Annotated in this window: 16 protein-coding genes and 1 pseudogene; 8 read left to right on the top strand and 9 right to left on the bottom strand. The window is 69.5% G+C overall.

Annotated elements, in window-relative coordinates:
- Positions 1-61: 61 nt before the first annotated feature.
- From ACN6LB_RS42705 to ACN6LB_RS42680, 6 genes are all read right to left on the bottom strand, one after another.
- A complete protein-coding gene (locus ACN6LB_RS42705; RefSeq protein ID WP_445030591.1) occupies positions 62-1,120 on the bottom strand; it encodes a PAC2 family protein in 1,059 nt (352 codons plus the stop codon).
- Positions 1,121-1,388: 268 nt separating this feature from the next.
- A complete protein-coding gene (locus ACN6LB_RS42700; protein ID WP_356139255.1) occupies positions 1,389-2,060 on the bottom strand; it encodes a FadR/GntR family transcriptional regulator in 672 nt (223 codons plus the stop codon).
- A 230-nt stretch (positions 2,061-2,290) separates the two neighbouring features.
- Positions 2,291-3,907: an FAD-dependent oxidoreductase gene (locus ACN6LB_RS42695; RefSeq protein ID WP_445030590.1), complete on the bottom strand. Its 1,617-nt coding sequence runs from the start codon at positions 3,905-3,907 to the stop codon at positions 2,291-2,293.
- A gap of 8 nt (positions 3,908-3,915) precedes the next feature.
- Positions 3,916-5,454 (bottom strand): glycerol kinase GlpK, encoded by a 1,539-nt coding sequence (gene glpK, locus ACN6LB_RS42690; protein WP_356139259.1) that lies wholly within the window; start codon positions 5,452-5,454, stop codon positions 3,916-3,918.
- Positions 5,455-5,569: 115 nt separating this feature from the next.
- Complete coding sequence (locus ACN6LB_RS42685; protein ID WP_356139261.1) at positions 5,570-6,364, bottom strand: MIP/aquaporin family protein; 795 nt, start codon at positions 6,362-6,364, stop codon at positions 5,570-5,572.
- 386 nt (positions 6,365-6,750) lie between these two features.
- Entirely contained in the window at positions 6,751-7,515 is a 765-nt protein-coding gene (locus tag ACN6LB_RS42680) for an IclR family transcriptional regulator (RefSeq protein ID WP_356139263.1), read from the bottom strand.
- Positions 7,516-7,785: 270 nt separating this feature from the next.
- Between ACN6LB_RS42680 and metH the strand changes: the two genes are divergently transcribed.
- From metH to ACN6LB_RS42660, 4 genes are all read left to right on the top strand, one after another.
- The gene (gene metH / locus ACN6LB_RS42675) at positions 7,786-11,325 is read left to right on the top strand and encodes a methionine synthase (protein WP_445030589.1); all 3,540 of its coding nucleotides are present in this window, start codon (positions 7,786-7,788) and stop codon (positions 11,323-11,325) included.
- Positions 11,326-11,496: 171 nt separating this feature from the next.
- Positions 11,497-12,198 (top strand): HAD family hydrolase, encoded by a 702-nt coding sequence (locus ACN6LB_RS42670; protein WP_445030588.1) that lies wholly within the window; start codon positions 11,497-11,499, stop codon positions 12,196-12,198.
- 432 nt (positions 12,199-12,630) lie between these two features.
- On the top strand, positions 12,631-14,235 hold the full coding sequence (locus ACN6LB_RS42665; RefSeq protein ID WP_445030587.1) for an ABC transporter substrate-binding protein: 1,605 nt from the start codon (positions 12,631-12,633) through the stop codon (positions 14,233-14,235).
- Between the two features lie 66 nt (positions 14,236-14,301).
- Positions 14,302-15,885: an ABC transporter substrate-binding protein gene (locus ACN6LB_RS42660; RefSeq protein WP_445030595.1), complete on the top strand. Its 1,584-nt coding sequence runs from the start codon at positions 14,302-14,304 to the stop codon at positions 15,883-15,885.
- Positions 15,886-15,996: 111 nt separating this feature from the next.
- Here ACN6LB_RS42660 and ACN6LB_RS42655 read toward each other — a convergent pair whose 3' ends face one another.
- Together ACN6LB_RS42655 and ACN6LB_RS42650 are read right to left on the bottom strand one after the other, a co-directional pair.
- A complete protein-coding gene (locus ACN6LB_RS42655; RefSeq protein WP_356139271.1) occupies positions 15,997-16,668 on the bottom strand; it encodes a response regulator transcription factor in 672 nt (223 codons plus the stop codon).
- 14 nt (positions 16,669-16,682) lie between these two features.
- Complete coding sequence (locus ACN6LB_RS42650; protein ID WP_356139273.1) at positions 16,683-17,588, bottom strand: RecB family exonuclease; 906 nt, start codon at positions 17,586-17,588, stop codon at positions 16,683-16,685.
- A gap of 175 nt (positions 17,589-17,763) precedes the next feature.
- On the opposite strand from ACN6LB_RS42650, the gene ACN6LB_RS42645 reads away from it, so the two are divergent.
- The 3 genes from ACN6LB_RS42645 to ACN6LB_RS42635 all read left to right on the top strand — a co-directional run bounded on the left by ACN6LB_RS42645 (position 17,764) and on the right by ACN6LB_RS42635 (position 21,007).
- Positions 17,764-19,314: a site-2 protease family protein gene (locus ACN6LB_RS42645; protein ID WP_445030594.1), complete on the top strand. Its 1,551-nt coding sequence runs from the start codon at positions 17,764-17,766 to the stop codon at positions 19,312-19,314.
- A gap of 38 nt (positions 19,315-19,352) precedes the next feature.
- Complete coding sequence (locus tag ACN6LB_RS42640; RefSeq protein ID WP_356139275.1) at positions 19,353-20,255, top strand: tRNA (adenine-N1)-methyltransferase; 903 nt, start codon at positions 19,353-19,355, stop codon at positions 20,253-20,255.
- A 176-nt stretch (positions 20,256-20,431) separates the two neighbouring features.
- Complete coding sequence (locus tag ACN6LB_RS42635; protein WP_445030586.1) at positions 20,432-21,007, top strand: hypothetical protein; 576 nt, start codon at positions 20,432-20,434, stop codon at positions 21,005-21,007.
- A gap of 37 nt (positions 21,008-21,044) precedes the next feature.
- Here ACN6LB_RS42635 and ACN6LB_RS42630 read toward each other — a convergent pair whose 3' ends face one another.
- Complete coding sequence (locus ACN6LB_RS42630; protein WP_356139279.1) at positions 21,045-21,350, bottom strand: ferredoxin; 306 nt, start codon at positions 21,348-21,350, stop codon at positions 21,045-21,047.
- Positions 21,351-21,605: 255 nt separating this feature from the next.
- Between ACN6LB_RS42630 and ACN6LB_RS42625 the strand changes: the two are divergent.
- Positions 21,606-22,161: pseudogene (locus ACN6LB_RS42625) on the top strand (proteasome ATPase); the annotation flags it as partial.

The following is a 22,161-nucleotide window of genomic DNA, read 5'->3' as shown; positions in this document are numbered from 1 at the left end:
CCCCCCCCCCCCCCCCCCCCCCCCTGCCGGTTCAGTCCCTACCGGTTCAGCCCCTGCCGGTTCAGTCTTCCGAGGAGTTGTCCGACGAACTGTCGGGCGAACTGTCGGGCGAACTGTCGGGGGAGTCGTCCGAGGACTCGTCCGGCCCGTCGTCCTCGGCGTCGGTCTCCGGCCGCTGCGCCTTGGGCGGCCGGACGCGACCGCCCGGGCCGTCCTTCAGATACGAGGGGGAGTCGCCGCTCTCCGTCGCGTGGCCGCCGGACGGGGTCGCCGGACCACCGCCGTCGCGCCTGCGCAGATAGCGCTCGAACTCGCGGGCGATCGCCTCGCCCGACGCCTCGGGCAGCTCGGCGGTGTCCCGGGCCTCCTCCAGCGACTGCACGTACTCGGCGACCTCGCTGTCCTCGGCTGCCAGCTGGTCCACGCCCAGCTGCCAGGCCCGCGCGTCCTCGGCCAGCTCGCCCAGTGGGATGCGCAGGTCGATGAGGTCCTCAAGGCGGTTGAGGAGGGCCAGCGTGGCCTTCGGGTTCGGCGGCTGCGAGACGTAGTGCGGGACGGCCGCCCACAGCGACACCGCCGGGACGCCCGCGTGCGTGCATGCCTCCTGGAGGATGCCGACGATGCCCGTGGGGCCCTCGTACTTGGTCTCCTCCAGGTCCATCGTGCGGGCCAGGTCGGCGTCGGAGGTGACCCCGCTGACCGGCACCGGACGTGTGTGCGGGGTGTCGCCGAGCAGTGCGCCGAGGATCACCACCAGTTCCACGCCGAGCTCGTGCGCGAAGCCCAGGATCTCGTTGCAGAACGAGCGCCAGCGCATCGACGGCTCGATGCCCCGCACCAGCACCAGGTCACGCGGCTTGTCGCCGCCGACCCGGACCACCGACAACCTTGTCGTCGGCCAGGTGATCTTGCGGACACCGCCGTCAAGCCACACGGTGGGGCGGTTCACCTGGAAGTCGTAGTAGTCCTCGGCGTCGAGCGCGGCGAACACCTCGCCCTTCCACTCCCTGTCCAGATGCGCGACCGCGGTGGAGGCGGCGTCGCCGGCGTCGTTCCAGCCTTCGAACGCGGCCACCATGACCGGGTCGACCAGCTCGGGAACCCCCTCGAGCTCGATCACCCAGCGCCTCCTTCCGACGTGCCCTCGTGTACGCACCAACCTTACGGCGTTCGCCGGGGGCCTCCGCAGCCCCCTTGCACGGGGGAGTGAACGGATCACTGCCCCGATCGCCACCCCGGAACACCCCTGAGTCATCCGAGCTGTGAACGGGCCGCGACCGGCCAACTCCGCCGCGGATTCCGGAGGTTGCGAGAGGTCCCGTCTTAGATCGGATGATCACACGCTGCTCGGGAAGCGGCGGCCTGCGGGAGCATCCCGGCCCCGGCCGTCACAGGGTGCTGCGCAGCCACTGCTCCACGCTCGCGATGTGCACGGTCGCCCAGGAGCGGGCCGCCTCGGCGTCCCGGTCGCGCAGGGCGCTGAGGATCGCCCGGTGCTCGTGCAGGGTGCGGCTGACCGCGTCCTCCTGGGTCAGGCCGCGCCAGATCCGGGCCCGGGTGGTGGGTCCGGAGAGGCCGTCGAGCAGGGAGCACAGCACCGAGTTTCCGGAGCTCTGCACGATGCCCCGGTGGAACTCCAGGTCGCCCGCGACCAGCTCCTCCACCGACGGCGCGGCGCCGAGCTTGTCCAACTGCGCGGCCAGCGCGTCGATCTGCTGCTCGCTGATGCGGGAGGCCGCCATCGCCGTGGCGGCCGGCTCCAGGATGCGGCGCACGGCCAGGAACTCCAGGACCGTGTCGTCGCGGTGGAAGTCGACGACGAAACTCATCGCCTCCAGCAGGAGCTGCGGATCCAGGCTGGTGACGTACGTGCCGTCGCCCTGCCGGACATCGAGGATGCGGATGAGCGACAGGGCGCGTACGGCCTCCCGCAGGGAGTTGCGCGACAGCCCGAGCTCGGCGGCGAGTTCGCTCTCCTTGGGCAGCCGGTCGCCGGGGCGCAGCGCGCCGGAGACGATCATGCCCTTGATTTTCTCGATCGCCTCGTCGGTGACTGCCATGGCGGGCCTCCCAGTCGTTCAGACATCCGATGTCTCAGGCCATTATGGAGGTTCAGCAGGGTGAACGGGGACGGAACGGAACCGGAAATCCACAGCTCGGACGACTGTTCCCGGTTCGGCGAGTCCGCCTGGCCCCAGAAGACTAGACGGCCGCCTGGGCCCGAGAGCCCGCAGGGCATGCGCGAGGGGCGGCTCCCCCCGTGGAAGCCGCCCCAAGTCGCGTCGGGCGACTACTTCTTGTCGAGCAGGTCCTGCACCTTGGCGCGGACGTCGTCCGTGGCAAGACCGCGGATCGTCAGCGTCGTACGGCGGCGCAGCACGTCGTCCGCCGTCTCGGCCCACTCGTTGTCGCGGGCGTAGACGACCTGTGCCCAGATCTCCGGGGCGTCCGGGTGGACCCGCTCGCCGAGCTCCGGGTTCTCGTTCGCCAGGCGGGCGATGTCGAAGGCCAGCGAGCCGTAGTGGGTGGCCAGGTGCCGGGCGGTGTCGGCGCCCATGCGCGGGCCGGGGGCCGGACCGTCGACGAGGAGGCGGTGGGCGACCGCGCGGGGGTTGGCGACACCCGGCAGCGGCAGCTTCTTCGGCAGCTCGGAGATGGGCTCGAAGTCCTCGCCCAGCGGGCGGCCCGGCAGCGCCTCCAGCTTCTTCATCACCGTACGGCCGATGTGGCGGAAGGTGGTCCACTTGCCGCCCGCGACGGACAGCATGCCGCCGCGGCCCTCCGTCACGACCGTCTCGCGCTTGGCCTTCGAGGTGTCTCCGGGGCCGCCCGGCAGCACGCGCAGACCCGCGAAGGAGTAGGTGATCAGATCACGGGAGAGCTGCTGGTCGCGGATGGAGAACGCGGCCTCGTCGAGTATCTGGGCCGTGTCCTTCTCGTTGACCGCGACGTCCGCCGGGTCGCCCTCGTACTCCTCGTCGGTCGTGCCGAGCAGCAGCATGTCCTCCCACGGGAGGGCGAAGGTGATGCGGTACTTGTCGATCGGGGTGGCGAGCGCGGCCTTCCAGGGGGAGGTGCGCTTGAGGACCAGGTGCGCGCCCTTGGAGAGGCGGATGGAGGGCGCCGCGTTCGGGTCCTCCATCTTGCGCAGGTGGTCCACCCACGGGCCGGTGGCGTTGAGCACCAGCCGTGCGGAGACGCCGAACTCGCTGCCGTCGAGGCGGTCGCGCAGCTCGGCACCGGTCACCCGGCCCCTGGTGAAGCGCAGACCGGAGACCTCGGCGTGGTTGAGGACGACGGCACCGGACTCGACGGCCGCGCGGACCGTCATCAGGGCCATCCGGGAGTCGTTCATCTGGTCGTCGCCGTACACGGCCACGGCCTTCAGGTTGTCGGTGCGCAGCTCGGGCACGTCCTGCGCGGCCTTCGAGGGGCTCAGCAGGTGCCCGACACCGTCGCCGAACGCCGACAGGGCGGAGTAGGCGAAGACGCCCGCTCCGAGCTTCGCCGCGCCGTGCGGCCCGCCCTTGTACACGGGGAGGTAGAACGTGAGCGGATTCGCCAGGTGGGGGGCCACCTGGCGGGAGACCGCACGGCGCTCGAAGTGGTTCTCCGCCACCAGCTTCACCGCGCCGGTCTGCAGGTAGCGCAGACCGCCGTGGAGAAGCTTGGAGGAGGCGGAGGAGGTGGCACCGGCGAAGTCGCCGGCGTCGACCAGGGCCACCCGCAGCCCGGACTGAGCGGCGTGCCAGGCGGTGGAGATGCCCAGGATGCCGCCGCCGATGACGAGGAGGTCGTACGTCGCCTTGGAGAGCTGCTCCCGGGTCTCGGCGCGGCTCGGGTTGGAGCCGGAGGCCGGGCGCGAACCAAGGGCAGGCACGGACTGGAGGGTGGCTTGACTGGTCATGCGGGTTCTTACTCCTCGTCCTCGATCCAGCCCATGGTCCGCTCGACGGCCTTGAGCCAGCTCTTGTACTCACGGTCGCGGGTCTCCGCGTCCATGTTCGGGGTCCATTCCGCGGCCCGGCGCCAGTTGGCACGCAGGTCCTCGGTGTTGGTCCAGAAGCCGACGGCGAGACCGGCGGCGTAGGCGGCGCCGAGGCAGGTGGTCTCGGCGACCATCGGGCGCACCACGGGGGCGTCCAGGACGTCGGCCAGGGTCTGCATCAGCAGGTTGTTGGAGGTCATGCCGCCGTCGACCTTGAGGGCCGTGAGCTCGACGCCGGAGTCCTTCGTCATGGCGTCGCTGATCTCACGGGTCTGCCAGGCGGTGGCCTCCAGGACGGCGCGGGCGATGTGCGCCTTGGTGACGTACCGGGTCAGGCCGGTGATCACACCGCGGGCGTCGGGACGCCAGTACGGGGCGAACAGGCCGGAGAAGGCCGGTACGAAGTAGGCGCCGCCGTTGTCCTCGACCGACAGGGCGAGGGTCTCGATCTCGGCGGCGGACTTGATCAGGCCCATCTGGTCGCGCATCCACTGGACGAGCGAGCCGGTGACGGCGATGGAGCCCTCGAGGGCGTACACGGGAGCCTGGTCGCCGATGCGGTAGCCGACCGTGGTCAGCAGGCCCGAGTACGAGTTGATGATCTTGTCACCGGTGTTCATCAGCATGAACGTGCCGGTGCCGTAGGTGGACTTGGCCTCGCCCTCGGAGAAACAGGTCTGGCCGAACAGGGCCGCCTGCTGGTCGCCGAGCGCGGAGGCGACCGGGATGCCGCCGAGCAGGTCGCCCAGCTTGCCGCCGGTGATCTCGCCGTACACCTCGGCGGAGGAGCGGATCTCCGGCAGCATCGCCAGCGGGACGCCGATGGACTCGGCGATCTTCTCGTCCCACTCCAGCGTGTGCAGGTTCATCAGCATCGTGCGGGAGGCGTTGGTGACGTCGGTGACGTGCTTGCCGCCGTTGACACCGCCCGTCAGGTTCCAGATGACCCAGGTGTCCATGGTGCCGAAGAGGATGTCCCCGGCCTCGGCGCGCTCACGCAGGCCCTCGACGTTGTCGAGCAGCCAGCGTGCCTTGGGGCCCGCGAAGTACGACGCGAGGGGCAGGCCCGTCTCGCGGCGGAAGCGGTCCTGGCCGACGTTGCGGCCGAGCTCCTTGCAGAGCGCGTCGGTGCGGGTGTCCTGCCAGACGAGGGCGTTGTGGACGGGCTCACCGGTGTTCTTGTCCCACAGCAGCGTGGTCTCGCGCTGGTTGGTGATGCCGATGGCCTTGATGTCGTCGCGGGTGATGCCGGCCTTCTCGACGGCCGAGGCGACGACCTCCTGGACGTTGGTCCAGATCTCCGAGGCGTTGTGCTCGACCCAGCCCGGCTTCGGGAAGATCTGCTCGTGCTCCTTCTGGTCGACGGAGACGATGCGGCCGTCGCGGTCGAAGACGATGCAGCGGGACGAGGTGGTGCCCTGGTCGATGGCGGCGATGAAGGGGCCGGCGGTGTGTGCGTCGGTCACGGTGTGCTCCTGAAAGTTCCGTATGAAGGGGCTGGATCTACGCGGTGCCTGTGAAGCGCGGTGCCGTTAAGCGGTGCTGTACGAGGTGGTGTACGCGGTGCTTGTAGCGGTGCTCTTAAGCGAAGGCGACGTTGTATATGCCTGCGGCGATCGCTCCGCCGACCAGCGGACCGACGACCGGGATCCAGGCGTAGCTCCAGTCGGAGCCGCCCTTGTTGGGCAGGGGGAGCAGGGCGTGCACGATGCGCGGGCCGAGGTCACGGGCCGGGTTGATCGCGTATCCCGTCGGGCCACCGAGCGAGAGGCCGATGCTGACGACCACGAGAGAGGTGATCAGGGCGCCGATGGTGCCGAGGCCCTTGCCGTCGCCGTTGAGACCCTGCGTGAGGATCGCGAGCACGAGCACGACGGTGCCGATGATCTCGGTGGCCAGGTTCTGCACCACGTGGCGGATCTCGGGGCCGGTGGAGAAGATGCCGAGCACGGGGCCGGCGCCGGTCTCCTGGGCCTCGACGGCCTTGACCTTGGTGGCCTGCGCGCCCGGACCGCCGACGATCTCCTTGTCGGTCAGGTGGGCCAGGAACTGGCCGTAGTAGGCGAGCCAGACCAGTGCGGCACCGATCATGGCGCCCAGCAGCTGACCGCCCCAGTAGGTGGGGAGGTCGCTGAAGTCCTTGTCCTTGATCGCGAGCGCGAGCGTCACGGCCGGGTTGAGGTGCGCACCCGAGAGGGGTGCCGAGATGTAGACCGCGGTCAGAACCGCGAAGCCCCACCCGAAGGTGATGGCGAGCCATCCGGCGTTGCGCGCCTTGGATGCCTTCAGCGTGACGGCGGCGCAGACGCCACCACCCAGCAGGATGAGTACGGCGGTACCGATGGTCTCGCCGATGAAGATGTCGGAGCTGGACACCCGCGACTCCTTTGTCCTTCGTCCAGGGGAAGCCGAACCCCGGGTCCCTCCGGTGGTCCGTGCTCTCGGGGGTGAGAGCGAAGCTCGGTCCTTGGCGTTGCCACACTCTAACGCGTATTGCCGGTAGGTGTTCGACAATGTCGACCGATGGACGGGAGTCTTGCCGTGGTGTTACCAGCTCGTCAAGAGCTCCGTTATCGAAAACACGATCGTTATTGATCGCTGTGAGCTATCGATCTTCGGACGCGAGCACACCGCGTGCGACCGGGCACATGGCGTGGTCGCCGGGGCCCGGCGGGGCACGGACCGTAGCCGCGCGGACACAGCGAAAAGGGGCGGTACGTCCTTGACGTACCGCCCCTTTCATGTACGAGTCGTGCCGAGGCTCAGAACCGCCCGGCGCCCAGGTCACGCGACACCGCGCGGGCGCAGTCGCGTACCGCCGCGATCAGCTCGGGACGCAGTTCCCCGTCCTTGCAGACCCGCTCGACGGCCCCGGTGATGCCCACCGCGCCGACCGGCATCCTTCGCCCGTCGTGGATCGGGGCGGCGACGGAGGCGACACCGGTCCAGGTCTCCTCGACGTCGGCCGCGTACCCGCGCGCGCGGGTGAGGTCGAGGACGCCCTCGAACTCGTCCGGCTCGCTGATGGTCCGCGGGGTGAAGGACGTGCGGTCGGCCTCCAGTACCTCGCTGTGCGCCACCGGGTCGTAGGCGGACAGGACCTTGCCCAGCGCCGTGGAGTGCAGCGGCTGCATGGCCCCGACCTCCAGGACCTGGCGGCTGTCGTCGGGCCGGAAGACGTGGTGCACGATCAGAACGCCCTGCTGGTGCAGGACGCCCAGGTAGACGCTCTCGCCGCTGGAGCGGGCCAGGTCGTCGGTCCACACCAGGGCGCGCGCCCGCAGCTCGTGCACGTCGAGATAGGTGGTGCCCAGGCGCAGCAGCTCGGCGCCCAGCTGGTAGCGCCCGGAGGCGTTGTCCTGCTCGACGAAGCCCTCGTGCTGCAGGGTGCGCAGTATGCCGTGGGCCGTGCCCTTGGCGAGGCCCAGCGACGAGGCGATGTCGGACAGGCCGAGCCGTCGCTCGCCGCCCGCGAGCAGTCGCAGCATCGCGGCCGCCCGTTCGAGCGACTGGATGTTCCGTGCCATCGCTGCGCTGCCCTCCGTCCCCTTCGGCCGCCGGTTGACGTACGGCCGTCACCGTTCGGCAATGTCGAACACTACCCGTCGCATGCGACCTCCTGCCAATGGCCGGTCGCCAAGTGTTTCCGTCGAATCCCCGCCCGAGCCACCCGCGCCACGCCCGTCCGCCCCGTGGACGGCCCCGACCTCGTGGAGCCGCTCGGGCTACCCTGGCGGCGTGCGCCTTCCATGGGAAGCGCAAAGCCGACAGCCGTCGCACTCCAGGGAGCATCTTCCATGGCCTCGTTGCCGAACCCGTCCCTTCCGTCCTCCTCCGCGCCCGCCGCGGACAGCCGGAGCCGAATCGACGCCCTCCGCCAGGCCCTCGCCACCCGTGTCGTGGTGGCCGACGGCGCGATGGGCACGATGCTCCAGGCGCAGGATCCGACGCTGGAGGACTTCGAGAACCTCGAAGGCTGCAACGAGATCCTCAACCTCACCCGGCCCGACATCGTCCGCTCCGTCCACCAGGCGTACTTCGAGGTGGGCGTGGACTGTGTGGAGACGAACACGTTCGGCTCCAACCAGTCGGCGGCGGGCGAGTACGAGATCGCCGACCGCATCTTCGAGCTGTCCGAGGCGGGCGCGCGCATCGCCCGCGAGGTCGCCGACGAGTTCGGCGCCGGGGACGGCCGCCAGCGCTGGGTCCTCGGCTCGATCGGCCCGGGCACCAAGCTCCCCTCGCTCGGCCACATGGCATACGACGTGCTGCGCGACGGCTACCAGCAGAACGCCGAGGGCCTGATCGCGGGCGGCTCGGACGCCCTGATCGTGGAGACCACCCAGGACCTGCTGCAGACCAAGGCGAGCCTGATCGGCGCCCGCCGCGCGATGGACGCGCTCGGCGTGGACATGCCGCTGATCTGCTCGCTCGCCTTCGAGACCACGGGCGTCATGCTGCTCGGCTCGGAGATCGGGGCGGCGCTGACGGCCCTGGAGCCGCTCGGCATCGACTTCATCGGCCTGAACTGCTCCACCGGCCCCGCCGAGATGAGCGAGCACCTGCGCTATCTGGCCCGCCATTCGCGCACACCCCTGATGTGCATGCCGAACGCGGGCCTGCCCATCCTCACCAAGGACGGCGCCTACTTCCCGCTGACCCCGCCGGAGATGGCCGACGCGCAGGAGAACTTCGTACGCGACTACGGCCTCTCGCTGGTCGGCGGCTGCTGCGGCTCGACACCGGAGCACCTGCGCCAGGTCGTCGAGCGGGTCCGCGACATCGCGCCCCCCGAGCGCCGGCCGCAGCCCGAGCCCGGCGCCGCCTCGCTCTACCAGACCGTGCCCTTCCGCCAGGACACCGCCTACATGGCCATCGGTGAGCGCACGAACGCCAACGGTTCGAAGAAGTTCCGCGAGGCCATGCTGGAGGCCCGCTGGGACGACTGCGTGGAGATGGCCCGCGACCAGATCCGCGAGGGCGCCCACATGCTCGACCTGTGCGTCGACTACGTGGGCCGCGACGGCGTCGCCGACATGGAGGAGCTGGCCGGACGCTTCGCCACCGCCTCCACGCTGCCGATCGTGCTCGACTCCACCGAGGTCCCGGTGATCCGCGCCGGCCTGGAGAAGCTGGGCGGCCGCGCGGTCATCAACTCCGTGAACTACGAGGACGGCGACGGCCCCGAGTCGCGCTTCGCCAAGGTCACCGCGCTGGCCCGGGAGCACGGCGCCGCGCTGATCGCGCTGACCATCGACGAGGAGGGCCAGGCCCGCACCGTCGAGCACAAGGTCGCCATCGCCGAGCGGCTGATCGAGGACCTGACGACGAACTGGGGCATCCACGAGTCGGACATCCTCATCGACTGCCTCACCTTCACCATCTGCACCGGCCAGGAGGAGTCGCGCAAGGACGGCGTCGCCACGATCGAGGCGATCCGCGAACTGAAGCGCCGCCGTCCCGACGTGCAGACCACGCTGGGCCTGTCCAACATCTCCTTCGGCCTGAACCCGGCCGCCCGCATCCTGCTCAACTCGGTCTTCCTCGACGAGTGCGTGAAGGCGGGCCTGGACTCGGCGATCGTCCACGCGTCGAAGATCCTGCCGATCGCCCGGTTCAGCGAGGAGGAGGTGAACACCGCCCTCGACCTGATCCACGACCGGCGCCGCGAGGGCTACGACCCCCTCCAGAAGCTGATGGCCCTGTTCGAGGGCGCCACCACCAAGTCCCTCAAGGCCGGCAAGGCCGAGGAACTGGCCGCCCTGCCGCTGGACGAGCGCCTCAAGCGCCGGATCATCGACGGCGAGAAGAACGGCCTGGAGACCGACCTGGCCGAGGCCCTGGAGTCCCGCCCCGCCCTCGACATCGTCAACGAGACGCTGCTGGACGGCATGAAGGTCGTCGGCGAGCTCTTCGGCTCCGGCCAGATGCAGCTGCCGTTCGTGCTCCAGTCCGCCGAGGTCATGAAGACCGCGGTCGCCTACCTCGAACCGCACATGGAGAAGTCGGACGCGGAGGGCAAGGGCACGATCGTCCTGGCCACCGTGCGCGGCGACGTCCACGACATCGGCAAGAACCTCGTCGACATCATCCTGTCCAACAACGGCTACAACGTCGTCAACCTCGGCATCAAGCAGCCCGTCTCCGCGATCCTGGACGCCGCCGAACAGCACCGCGCCGACGTCATCGGCATGTCCGGCCTGCTGGTCAAGTCCACGGTGATCATGAAGGAGAACCTGGAGGAGCTCAACCAGCGCGGCCTGGCCGCCGACTTCCCGGTCATCCTCGGCGGCGCCGCGCTCACCAGGGCGTACGTCGAACAGGACCTGCACGAGATCTACCAGGGCGAAGTCCGCTACGCCCGCGACGCGTTCGAGGGCCTGCGCCTGATGGACGCGCTGATCGGGGTCAAGCGTGGGGTGCCGGGCGCCGCGCTGCCGGAGCTGAAGCAGCGCCGGGTGCGGGCCACCACCGCTCCGGCCGCGGTCGAGGAGCGCCCGCAGGAAGGCCACGTCCGCTCCGACGTCGCCACCGACAACCCCGTGCCCACCCCGCCCTTCTGGGGCACCCGGGTCATCAAGGGCATCCAGCTCAAGGAGTACGCCTCCTGGCTGGACGAGGGCGCGCTGTTCAAGGGCCAGTGGGGCCTGAAGCAGGCCCGTACGGGCGAGGGAGCGACGTACGAGGAGCTCGTCGAGAGCGAGGGCCGTCCGCGGCTGCGCGGCCTGCTGGACAAGCTGCAGACCGAGAACCTGCTGGAAGCAGCCGTCGTGTACGGCTACTTCCCGTGTGTCTCCAAGGACGACGACCTGATCCTCCTGGACGAGCAGGGCAACGAGCGCACCCGCTTCACCTTCCCGCGCCAGCGCCGTGGCCGCCGGCTCTGCCTGGCCGACTTCTTCCGGCCGGAGGAGTCCGGCGAGACGGACGTCGTCGGCCTCCAGGTCGTCACCGTCGGCTCGCGCATCGGCGAGGAGACCGCCAAGCTCTTCGAGTCCAACTCCTACCGCGACTACCTCGAACTGCACGGCCTGTCGGTGCAGCTGGCCGAGGCCCTCGCCGAGTACTGGCACGCCCGCGTCCGCTCCGAGCTCGGCTTCGCCGCCGAGGACCCGGCGGACGTACAGGACATGTTCGACCTCAAGTACCGCGGTGCCCGCTTCTCCCTCGGCTACGGCGCCTGCCCCGACCTGGAGGACCGCGGCAAGATCGCGCGGCTCCTGGAACCGGAGCGCATCGGCGTCCACCTCTCGGAGGAGTTCCAGCTCCACCCCGAGCAGTCCACGGACGCCATCGTGATCCACCACCCGGAGGCCAAGTACTTCAACGCGCGGTAGCCGGGCACCCCGCGCCGACCGCCCCCATGCGGAGCCGCGCGAGCGTGCCTCCAGTGGCAGTCGCTTACCAAGAGGCACTTTCTCCACGAGGGTCGTACACTGGACGGTCCACTGCAGGCCGGTTCCCTCCTCGGGAACCGGCCTGCGCGTCCCTCAAGGAGGTGCGCCAGGATGACCACGACGGTCCCCGCGCTCGGAACCCGTACGGCCGAAGGCTCCGCCCTGCAAGCCGTGCTTCTCGACATGGACGGCACCCTGGTGGACACCGAGGGCTTCTGGTGGGACGTCGAGGTGGAGGTCTTCGCGGCCCTCGGCCACGCCCTCGACGACTCATGGCGGCATGTGGTGGTCGGCGGGCCCATGACCCGCAGTGCCGGGTTCCTGATCGAGGCCACCGGCGCCGACATCACCCTCGCCGAGCTGTCCGTGCTGCTCAACGACGGGTTCGAGGACCGTATCGGCCGGGCGCTGCCCCTGATGCCGGGAGCGGCCCGGCTGCTCGCCGAGCTTGCCGCGCACCGCATCCCCACCGCCCTGGTCTCGGCCTCGCACCGGCGCATCATCGACCGCGTCCTCGGCCTGCTCGGGCCCCAGCACTTCTCGCTGACCGTCGCGGGGGACGAGGTGGAGCGGACCAAGCCGTTCCCCGACCCGTATCTGATCGCGGCCGCCGGGCTCGGCGCCGAACCGGCGAGATGCGCGGTCATCGAGGACACGGCGACCGGTGTCGCCGCCGCCGAGGCGGCGGGCTGCCAGGTGGTCGCCGTCCCCTCGGTCGCGCCCATCGCCCCCGCCGCGCGGCGCACGGTGGTGAGATCACTCGAAGAGGTCGACCTCCCCTTTCTGCGCGGCCTGATGACGGAAATGCGCTAAAGCGTTCACGCAGCGTGCGGAAGTGAATGCGAGGGTAAGTCCGCGCGCTCGGTCGTGATCAGTCGCGCGGAATTGAATCACTGTCGGGTGGCCGAATTGAGGTCCGTCCGAACCCGGTTGAATCTGTGACGTTCGCCACTCGATCCCGGGTCGACATCGGGTTCGCCCTGTGTCTCCTGCCCCTTTTCGGGGGTGCTGGGCGTGCCCTTGTGTCCTGATTGATGGAACGCTGTACGAATCCTTCCGCTGTCGGGTTATCGGTGCGTCCACGTCCGGTTTCGCAGCGTGATGGGAACTCAACTCCGGTGCCTGCGAGCCGTCGTGGCGACGCGGACTAATGTCGTCGCGAGAACATCGCCATACCCTGTGTCCCGTCGGCGCCACCCCTGCATGCCGGGTACACGGACCTGACAGCTCTGGAGAAACTCGAGCATGAACCGCAAGACTTTGGTGCTGCCGGCCGTGATCGGCCTGCTTGCCCCGGTGCTCGCCGCTTGTGGCAGTTCCGACAGCGGGGGCAACGGCGGCGACGCGATCGTCGTCGGCACCACGGACCGGTTCACCGCCACGAAGGACGCCCCGGCTCCCCTCGACCCGGCGTACGCCTACGACGTGGGCACCTGGAACATCCTCCGCCAGACCGTGCAGACTCTGATGGTCCAGCCCCGCGGCGACGGCGAGCCGGAGCCCGAGGCCGCCGAGAAGTGCGGCTTCACCGACACCGGCAACGAGCGCTACGCCTGCACCCTGCGCAAGGACCTGAAGTTCGCCAACGGCGACGCGGTCACCGCGTCCGACGTGAAGTTCTCGATCGAGCGCGCGCTGCGCATCAAGGTGGACGGCGGCCCGGAGGCACTGCTCTCCACCGTCGACACCGTCGAGACCAAGGGCGACCGCGAGGTGATCTTCCACCTCAAGACCGCGGACGCGACCTTCCCGTTCAAGCTGTCCACCCCGGTCGCGGGCATCGTCAGCCCCGACGACTACGCGAAGGACAAGCTGCGCGACGGCTTCGACGTCGACGGTTCCGGCCCGTACACCCTCGAATCCGAGGTAAAGAACGACGAACTCGTCAAGGCCGTCTTCACCAAGAACCCCAATTACCAGGGTGCGTTGAAGGTGAAGAACGACAAGGTCGAGATGCGCTCCTTCCCGGAGGACGCCGCCGGCATGGGCGCCGCGCTCGACAAGGGTGACATCGACATGATGACCCGCACGATGACGCCGGAGCAGATCAAGAAGCTCTCCAACGCCTCGGGCAACATCGATCTCATCGAGATGCCCGGCCTGGAAATCCGCTACCTCGGCTTCAACACCAACGACTCGGCGGTCAAGGCGAGGGCCGTACGCCAGGCCATGGCCCAGATCATCAACCGCGCCGAGCTCGTCTCCAAGGTCTACGGCACCGGGGCCGAGCCGCTCTACTCGCTGGTCCCGGCCAGCATCACCGGCCACTCGAACTCGTTCTTCAACAAGTACGGCGACCCGAGCACGGCCAAGGCGGCGAGCCTGCTGAGCAAGGCCGGCATCACCACCCCGGTGAAGCTGACCCTGCACTACACGACCGACCACTACGGTACGGCCACCGCCGACGAGTTCGAGGTGCTGAAGAAGCAGCTCAACGACAGCGGCATGTTCGACGTCAGCATCAAGGGCACGGCCTGGAAAGCGTTCCGCCCGGCCGAGCAGAAGGGCGACTACGAGGTCTACGGCATGGGTTGGTTCCCCGACTTCCCCGACGCCGACAACTACCTCGCGCCGTTCCTCGACAAGGACAACACCCTCGGCTCGCCCTATGCCAACAGCGATATCCGCAACACCCTGATCCCCGAGTCCCGTCGCGAAGCCGACCGTCTCACCGCGTCGAAGAGCCTCACCACCATCCAGGACATCGTGGCCAACGACGTACCCCTGCTGCCGCTGTGGCAGGGCAAGCAGTACATTGCCGCGCGGGACGACATCACGGGCGCCGAGTGGGCGCTCAACTCCTCCTCCACCCTCCAGCTGTGGGAGCTCGGCCGCGGTGTGAAGGGCTGAGGGGCGTCCCCGCCCGGGGCCGGGACGGCCCCGGGTTCCAGTGACCCGACGAGAAGGCACATGCTCGTGAACATGCGCAACCAGTGGCCAGTCCTGCCGATCGTGGCGGGGCTGGCCTCAGGCCTGTTGACCGGATGCGGCTCTCAGGAGGGCGGCTCGGGCGGCAGCGGCTCCTCGGTCGTGATGGGGATGTCCGACGACGTCCTGGCCACCGACCCCGCCTCCGGTTACGACCCGGGCTCCTGGCTGTTGTTCAACAACGTCTTCCAGTCGTTGCTGAGCTTCCCGGAAGGCGGTACCGAGCCGCAGCCGGAGGCCGCGAAGCAGTGCACGTTCACCGACACGGGGACCAGGGTCTACAAGTGCACGCTGAAGGAGGGACTGAAGTTCAGCAACGGTGACGCGCTCACCTCGAAGGACGTCAAGTTCTCCTTCGACCGCACGCTGCGGATCCATGACGACGCCGGTCCGGCGATCATGTTCCCCATGCTCGACGAGGTCCAGGCGCCGGATGCCGAGACCGTTATCTTCAAACTCAAGTACGCCGACGCCACCTTCCCGAGCAAGATAGCCTCCGGCGCCGGCTCGATCGTCGACCACCAGCAGTACTCCGCGACCGGGCTGCGCAAGGACGACGAGGCTGTCGGCTCGGGACCGTACAAGCTGGACTCCTTCAGCAAGGACGAGGCCGTCTTCTCGGTCAACTCCGGCTACAAGGGCACCGCCGAGGTGAAGAACTCCGGCATGACGCTGAAGTTCTTCCACGGAGACCAGGCCGCCCTGAAGAACGGCCTCCTGAACGACAAGGTCGACTTCGCCTACCGCGGCCTCACCGCCGACGACATCGCGGACATCGACAACGACACGTCCACCGGCAAGGGCGTCGACCTCGTCGAGGGCACCAGCGCCGAGGTGCAGCACCTGGTCTTCAACATGAGCGACCCGGTGGCGGGCAAGCTCGGCGTGCGCAAGGCCATCGCCTACCTCCTCGACCGCGACGCCCTGGTCGACCAGGTCTACGAGAACACGGCGACGCCGCTCTACTCGATCATCCCGGCCGGTATCGCCGGTCACAGCACCGCGTTCTTCGACACCTACGGTGCCCGCCCCTCGAAGACGAAGGCCGAGGCCGCCCTGCACTCCGAGGGCATCACCGGCAAGGTCAAGCTGACCCTCTGGTCGACGCCCTCGCGCTACGGCCCGTCCACCGACGCCGAGTTCGCGGCTATCGCCAAGCAGCTCAACGCGAGCGGACTCTTCGACGCGACCGTGAAGTCCGTGGCCTTCGACCAGTACGAGAAGGACATCGCCGCCGGCAAGTACGGCGTGTACGTGAAGGGCTGGGTGCCCGACTACCCGGACCCGGACAACTTCACGGCCCCCTTCTTCGGCAAGGGCAACGTGCTGAGCAACAACTACACCAACAACACCATCACTTCCGACCTCATCCCGAAGACCGCCGCCGAGAGCGACCGCTCCGCGACCGACAAGACGTACGGCGAACTTCAGGACGTCGTCGCCCAGCAGCTCCCGGTCATCCCGATCTGGCAGGCCAAGCAGTACGCGGTCGTGCGCGACAACGTCTACGGCCTCGAGTACTGCCTGGACGCCTCGACGGTCTTCCGCTTCTGGGAGATCCACAAGGGCTGACCTCCGCGAGGGCCGGCACCCGACGAGGGGCGGCGCCCGCTCCGCACACACCGAGGGCGCCCCCTTCTTCAGAAGGGGGCGCCCTCGGCGCTGCCTGCTGTGGCCGGCGAACTACTGGGCGCCGGGGCGCACCAGCCCGCTCTCGTACGCGTACACCGCTGCCTGCACCCGGTCGCGGAGCCCCAGCTTGGTCAGGACGTGACCGACATGCGTCTTGACGGTGGTCTCGCTGACGAAGAGGTCGGCGGCGATCTCCGCGTTGGACAGGCCGCGCGCCACCAGCTTGAGCACCTCCACCTCACGCTCGGTCAGCGTGTGCAGCGTGTCCGGAACCGGATCGTCACCCGACGGCAGATGCCCTGCGTACTTGTCGAGCAGCCGACGCGTGATGCTGGGTGCCAGCATCGCCTCGCCCGCCGCGACGACCCGGATCGCCTGCACCAGCTCGTTGGCCGGGGCGTCCTTGAGGAGGAAGCCGCTGGCCCCGGCGCGCAGCGCCTCCACCACGTACTCGTCGAGGTCGAAGGTCGTCAGCACCAACACCTTCGCCGGGCCGTCCCGGCCGGGGCCGGTGATCTGCCGGGTCGCCTCGACACCGTCCATCCGCGGCATACGGATGTCCATCAGAACCACATCGGGCTGCAGAGCACGCACCTGGTCGAGCGCCTGGAGGCCGTCTCCGGCCTCGCCGACGACCGCGAGGTCCTGCTCCGCCTCCAGGATCATCCGGAAGCCGGTACGCAGCAGCGGCTGATCGTCGACCAATAGGACGCGGATGGCCACGTAAGTCTCCTTCGCTAGTCCGGCCCCATTCTGCCCTGCTGGATGTCGGTCGACTCGGGCGCCCTGACCGGCAGCGGGTACGGCGGGGGAGTGCCACCGAATTCAGGACATACCGCCTGGTGGTCGCACCAGCCGCAGAGCTTGGTGGGACGCGGCCGCCACTCACCCGTCTCGGTGGCCAGCCGGATGGCCTCCCACAACGCGAGCAGCTTCCGCTCGACACGCTCCAGGTCGGCGATCGCCGGGTCGTACGTCAGCACGTCCCCGCTGCCGAGATAGACGAGCTGGAGACGGCGCGGGACCACCTGCTTCAGCCGCCACACCACCAGTGCGTAGAACTTCATCTGGAACAGGGCACCCTCGGCGTACTCCGGCCGTGGCGCCTTGCCCGTCTTGTAGTCGACGATCCGCACGTCGCCCGTCGGGGCCACGTCGACCCGGTCGATGATGCCTCGCAGCTTGAGCCCCGAGTCGAGCCGTGCCTCGACGAACAGCTCACGCTCGGCGGGCTCCAGCCGCGTCGGGTCCTCCAGGCTGAACCAGCGCTCCACCAACTGCTCGGCCTCACCCAGCCAGCGCGCCAGCCGCTCGCCCTCGGGATCGTCGGCGAACAGCTCCACGACCTCCGGTCTGGTCTCCCGCAGCCGGTCCCACTGACCCGGGATCAGGGACTTGGCCCGCGGCGCCGTCCGCTCCGTCGCCGGAGCGTCGAAGAGCCGCTCCAGGACCGCGTGCACCAGAGTGCCGCGGGTGGCCGCCTCGCTCGGCTTCTCGGGCAGCTTGTCGATCACCCGGAACCGGTACAGCAGCGGGCATTGCATGAAGTCGCTGGCGCGCGAGGGCGACAGCGACGCCGGGGGCACGGCGGCCACGGCGCCACCGCTGCCGGGCTCCGCGACGCCGTCGGTGCTGGTTTCCATGACGACAGACCTTACGGCCCGCCACTGACAGTCACACCGTCCCGGCTCGTGCGACGGCACGGAAAACAGAGGGGGTGCCGGGGCCGAACGCGCCGCGACGGCCGCATACCATCGACCGGAGACCCTCCTGCCCTGCATGATCGAGAGCGGGAGACGCTTCGAACGAGGGGACATCGTGGACGAGAGCGGCGGGAGCGGGCAGCCGCGGTCCGGCAACGACACGACCACCGAGCGGCACGCAGGGCCCGAGGCCCCCGCCGCCGACGCCGTACGCCCCGAGACGGAGTCGCAGGAGGACCGCACCCGGCCGGAACCCACAGGGTCCGACGGCGAGACCCCGCCGGCGCCGGCCCCCACGCAACAGGGAACGGCGCAGGGAGCGGACGCACCGCACCGCACCGAGCGTGATCCCAGCGGCGAGCCGGGCACCAGCGGACAGGACGGCAACCCGGAGGGTTCCGCACCCGAGGTGCCCACCGCCCCCCGGCCCCCGGCCGACGACACCACCACCGGCGCCCCTGCCCCCCGTACCCTCGCCGCGACCGGCCGGAGGCGACCGCCCAAGCGTTCCAAGGAGCCCGGAGGCGGGCTGCTCATGGGGCGGCCCTTCGGCGTCCCCGTGTACGTGGCGCCCAGCTGGTTCCTCGTGGCCGCCCTGATCACCTGGGTGTTCGGCGGCCAGCTCGACCGCGTGCTGCCCGAACTCGGCGCCGCCCGCTACCTCGTCTCCCTCTTCTTCGCGGTCGCCTTCTACGCCTCCGTACTCATCCACGAGCTGGCCCACACCGTCGCCGCGCTCCGCTTCAAGCTCCCGGTGCGCCGCATCCAGCTGCAGTTCTTCGGCGGGGTGTCGGAGATCGAGAAGGAGTCGGAGACCCCCGGCCGGGAATTCGTGCTCGCCTTCGTCGGACCGCTGCTCTCGCTCATCCTCTCGGGCCTCTTCTACCTCGCCATGCAGACCGTCGAGCCCGGCACCGTCCCGGGCGTGCTGCTGGCCGGTCTGATGGTCTCCAACCTGATCGTCGCCGCCTTCAACCTGCTTCCCGGGCTCCCGCTCGACGGCGGCCGCATGCTCCGCGCCGTCGTCTGGAAGATCACCGGCAGGCCGATGACCGGCACCATCGCCGCCGCGTGGGTCGGCCGGGCCCTCGCCGTCTCGGTACTGATCGGACTGCCCCTGCTCACCCAGTCCGGCACCCTCGGCGACGCACCCGACGACATCGGCGGCATGGACACCGTCATGGACGCGCTGCTCGCCGCCATCCTCGCCGCGATCATCTGGACCGGCGCGGGCAACAGCCTGCGCATGGCCCGTCTGCGCGAACACCTCCCGGAGCTGCGCGCCCGCTCCCTCACCCGGCGCGCCGTCCCCGTCGAGACCAACACCCCGCTCTCGGAGGCACTGCGCCGCGCCAACGACGCCGGGGCCCGCGCCCTGGTCGTGGTCGACCCGGACGGCGAGCCCCTCTCCCTCGTCCGCGAGGCCGCCATCGTCGGCGTACCGGAGCACCGCCGCCCCTGGGTCGCCGTCAGCGGTCTGGCCCAGGACCTCACCGACGGCATGCGGGTCTCCGCCGAACTCGCCGGCGAGGACCTCCTGGACACCCTGCGGGCCACTCCCGCCACGGAGTACCTGGTGGTGGAGGAGTCCGGCGAGATCTACGGCGTCCTGTCGGCGGCGGACGTGGAACGCGCCTTCGTGAAGGCGATGGCCCGGCCTTCCTAGTGGTCGGCACCCCCTGCGGGGACCGGTAGGCTGTTCACATGTCCGAACCGACCGGTGCCGCCCGCAGGCGCGGGCCCTTCAAGGTCGGGGACCAGGTTCAGCTGACCGACCCCAAGGGCCGCCACTACACGTTCACGCTCGAAGCGGGGAAGAACTTCCACACCCACAAGGGTTCCTTCCCGCACGACGAGCTGATCGGCGCTCCCGAGGGCAGCGTTGTCCGCACCACCGGAAACGTCGCCTACCTCGCGCTGCGCCCCCTGCTCCCCGACTACGTCCTGTCCATGCCCCGCGGTGCTGCCGTGGTCTACCCCAAGGACGCGGGGCAGATCCTCGCCTTCGCCGACATCTTCCCCGGCGCACGCGTCGTGGAAGCGGGCGTAGGCTCCGGCTCGCTCAGCAGCTTCCTGCTGCGCGCCATCGGCGACCAGGGCATGCTGCACTCCTACGAGCGCCGCGAGGACTTCGCCGAGATCGCCCAGCAGAACGTGGAGCGCTACTTCGGCGGCTCGCACCCCGCCTGGCAGCTCACCGTCGGCGACCTCCAGGACAACCTGTCCGACACGGACGTCGACCGTGTCATCCTCGACATGCTCGCCCCCTGGGAGTGCCTGGAGGCCGTCTCCAAGGCGCTCGTCCCCGGCGGCATCCTGTGCTGCTACGTGGCGACCACCACCCAGCTCGCGCGGACCGTCGAGTCCATCCGCGAGATCGGCTCCTTCAACGAGCCGACCGCCTGGGAGTCGATGATCCGCAACTGGCACGTCGAGGGCCTGGCCGTCCGCCCCGACCACCGGATGATCGGCCACACCGGCTTCCTGCTCACCGCCCGCCGCCTCGCGGACGGCGTCGAGCCGCCCATGCGCCGCCGTCGCCCCGCCAAGGGCGCCTACGGCGAGGACTACACGGGACCCAACGCCGACGGCGGCTCCGGCCGCTGACGACCCAACGCACCACGACTGTGGCCGAGTTCCCGGAACGCTCCCGGAACTCGGCCACAGCACTTTTCCGTTGACGCCGCGCCAGAACCTCGGACCCCGCCGTTCCGCTCCCCTGTGACGTGTGGCACCATGCGGGTCACCCCACCGGCACAGCCCTCACAGGAGACACATCTCTCGTGCAGCAATCCGCCGTCCCGGAACTGGCGCACACGCACGCCCGCCCCATCCACTGGCTCGCCACGGCCACCGCCCTCGCCGGTGTCGTCGCACTCTCCTCCGTGCTGCAGCCGTCACCGGCGACCGCGGCCCAGCACGGCCCCGAGGCGAAGCCCGCTCCCGCGGTCGCGGCCGCCCCGAGCACCACTGGAGTCGACTTCCCGATCGAATGCGGCCCCGCCAAGGCCCTCGTGGAGACGAAGGCCTCCGGGGACCTCGACGGCGACGGCAGCCCGGAAACCGTGGCAGTGGTCCGCTGCGACGCCGGCTCCGGCACCCCGCCGAGCGGCATCTACGTCCTCACCCGGGCCGAGGGCGAAGCCCGCCCCCGTGTGGTGGCCACCCTCGTCGACCCGAAGAAGCGCCTGAGCGTCACCGACTTCGCCGTCCACGACGGAGCCGTCACGGCGACCCTGCTCGGCTACTCCTCGACCGACGTACCCAGTTGCTGCCCGGACGTGAAGGACAGCGCCAAGTGGCAGTGGAAGGACGGAGCGTTCGTCCGCTCGACCCCGTCCCAGGCCCGGAGTGTGTGAGGAAACAGACAGGCCGTGACGCGGGGTGCTCCAGTGGTCACTCCGCGTCCGGTCCGTACACCTCGACCCTGTCCGAAACCCGACGTACGTGGATGCAGTCGCCCGGGCACTCCTTCGCCGAGTCCACGACATCCCGCACAAGCGTCAGCGGTACGGGTGTTGTGGCGCCCGTGTCCTGCAGCAGCTCGTCGTCGGCGCTCTTCACATAGGCCAGGCCGTCGATGTCCAGCTCGAAGACCTCGGGGGCGTACTGGACGCAGATGCCGTCACCGGTACAGAGGTCCTGATCGATCCAGACCTCCAGTGCGTCGCCGTCGACTCCGGCCTTCTGCTGCACGGTCATGTCTCCTGCCGTTTCCTGCGTCGGCCGAACCGGAATAAAAAGCAAGTCGGCCCAGCTCTGACGGGTGTTGAACAGTTCGACCCTACCTCTGGCGGCTTCCCAATCATGTTCGGTGGGTATTCCCCTGGCGTGAGGGAGAGCGCAAGGGTGAAGATCGGACACACCCCGACAGTCTTTGTGATCTAGGGGTTTCAATCGACACCCACCCAGGTAGGGTCTGGAAGCGTCCAGCTCCCCTTGGAGGAGGTGAGGACCGTGGCAGCCCACGACGACGACATGAACCGCGGCATCCGCCCGGGACGAGGGTCCGATGACCCCGCCGGGCAGATTGCCTACCTTGAGCAGGAGATCGCCGTCCTGCGACGCAAGCTCGCCGACTCTCCGCGGCATACGAGGATTCTCGAAGAGCGGATCGTCGAGCTGCAGACCAACCTGGCAGGCGTGTCCGCCCAGAACGAGCGGCTCGCCAACACACTCCGCGAGGCCCGCGACCAGATCGTGGCCCTCAAGGAGGAGGTCGACCGGCTCGCACAGCCGCCGGCCGGCTTCGGTGTCTTCCTCGAGGCGAACGAGGACGGCACGGCGGACATCTTCACCGGCGGCCGCAAGCTCCGGGTGAACGTCAGCCCCAGCGTCGAGCTCGAAGAGCTCAGGCGCGGCCAGGAAGTGATGCTCAACGAAGCGCTCAACGTGGTCGAGGCCATGGAGTACGAGCGCGTCGGGGACATCGTCACCCTCAAGGAGATCCTTGAGGACGGCGAGCGGGCCCTGGTGCTGGGGCACACGGACGAGGAACGAGTGGTGCGGCTCG

The organism is Streptomyces sp. SAS_270 (genome assembly GCF_052543295.1).
The sequence above is the reverse complement of the archived record's forward strand: the minus strand, read 5'-3'. Positions and strand labels throughout refer to the sequence as shown.

What these genes read in the sequence shown, in the direction of transcription:
- ACN6LB_RS42680 (WP_356139263.1), bottom strand. Translation starts at nt 7,515, where the DNA reads ATGGCACGGAACATCCAGTCGCTCGAACGGGCGGCCGCGATGCTGCGA.
- ACN6LB_RS42640 (WP_356139275.1), top strand. Translation starts at nt 19,353, where the DNA reads ATGTCCGAACCGACCGGTGCCGCCCGCAGGCGCGGGCCCTTCAAGGTC.
- ACN6LB_RS42695 (WP_445030590.1), bottom strand. Translation starts at nt 3,907, where the DNA reads ATGACCAGTCAAGCCACCCTCCAGTCCGTGCCTGCCCTTGGTTCGCGC.
- ACN6LB_RS42630 (WP_356139279.1), bottom strand. Translation starts at nt 21,350, where the DNA reads ATGACCGTGCAGCAGAAGGCCGGAGTCGACGGCGACGCACTGGAGGTC.
- metH (WP_445030589.1), top strand. Translation starts at nt 7,786, where the DNA reads ATGGCCTCGTTGCCGAACCCGTCCCTTCCGTCCTCCTCCGCGCCCGCC.
- ACN6LB_RS42650 (WP_356139273.1), bottom strand. Translation starts at nt 17,588, where the DNA reads ATGGAAACCAGCACCGACGGCGTCGCGGAGCCCGGCAGCGGTGGCGCC.
- ACN6LB_RS42700 (WP_356139255.1), bottom strand. Translation starts at nt 2,060, where the DNA reads ATGGCAGTCACCGACGAGGCGATCGAGAAAATCAAGGGCATGATCGTC.
- ACN6LB_RS42670 (WP_445030588.1), top strand. Translation starts at nt 11,497, where the DNA reads ATGACCACGACGGTCCCCGCGCTCGGAACCCGTACGGCCGAAGGCTCC.
- ACN6LB_RS42665 (WP_445030587.1), top strand. Translation starts at nt 12,631, where the DNA reads ATGAACCGCAAGACTTTGGTGCTGCCGGCCGTGATCGGCCTGCTTGCC.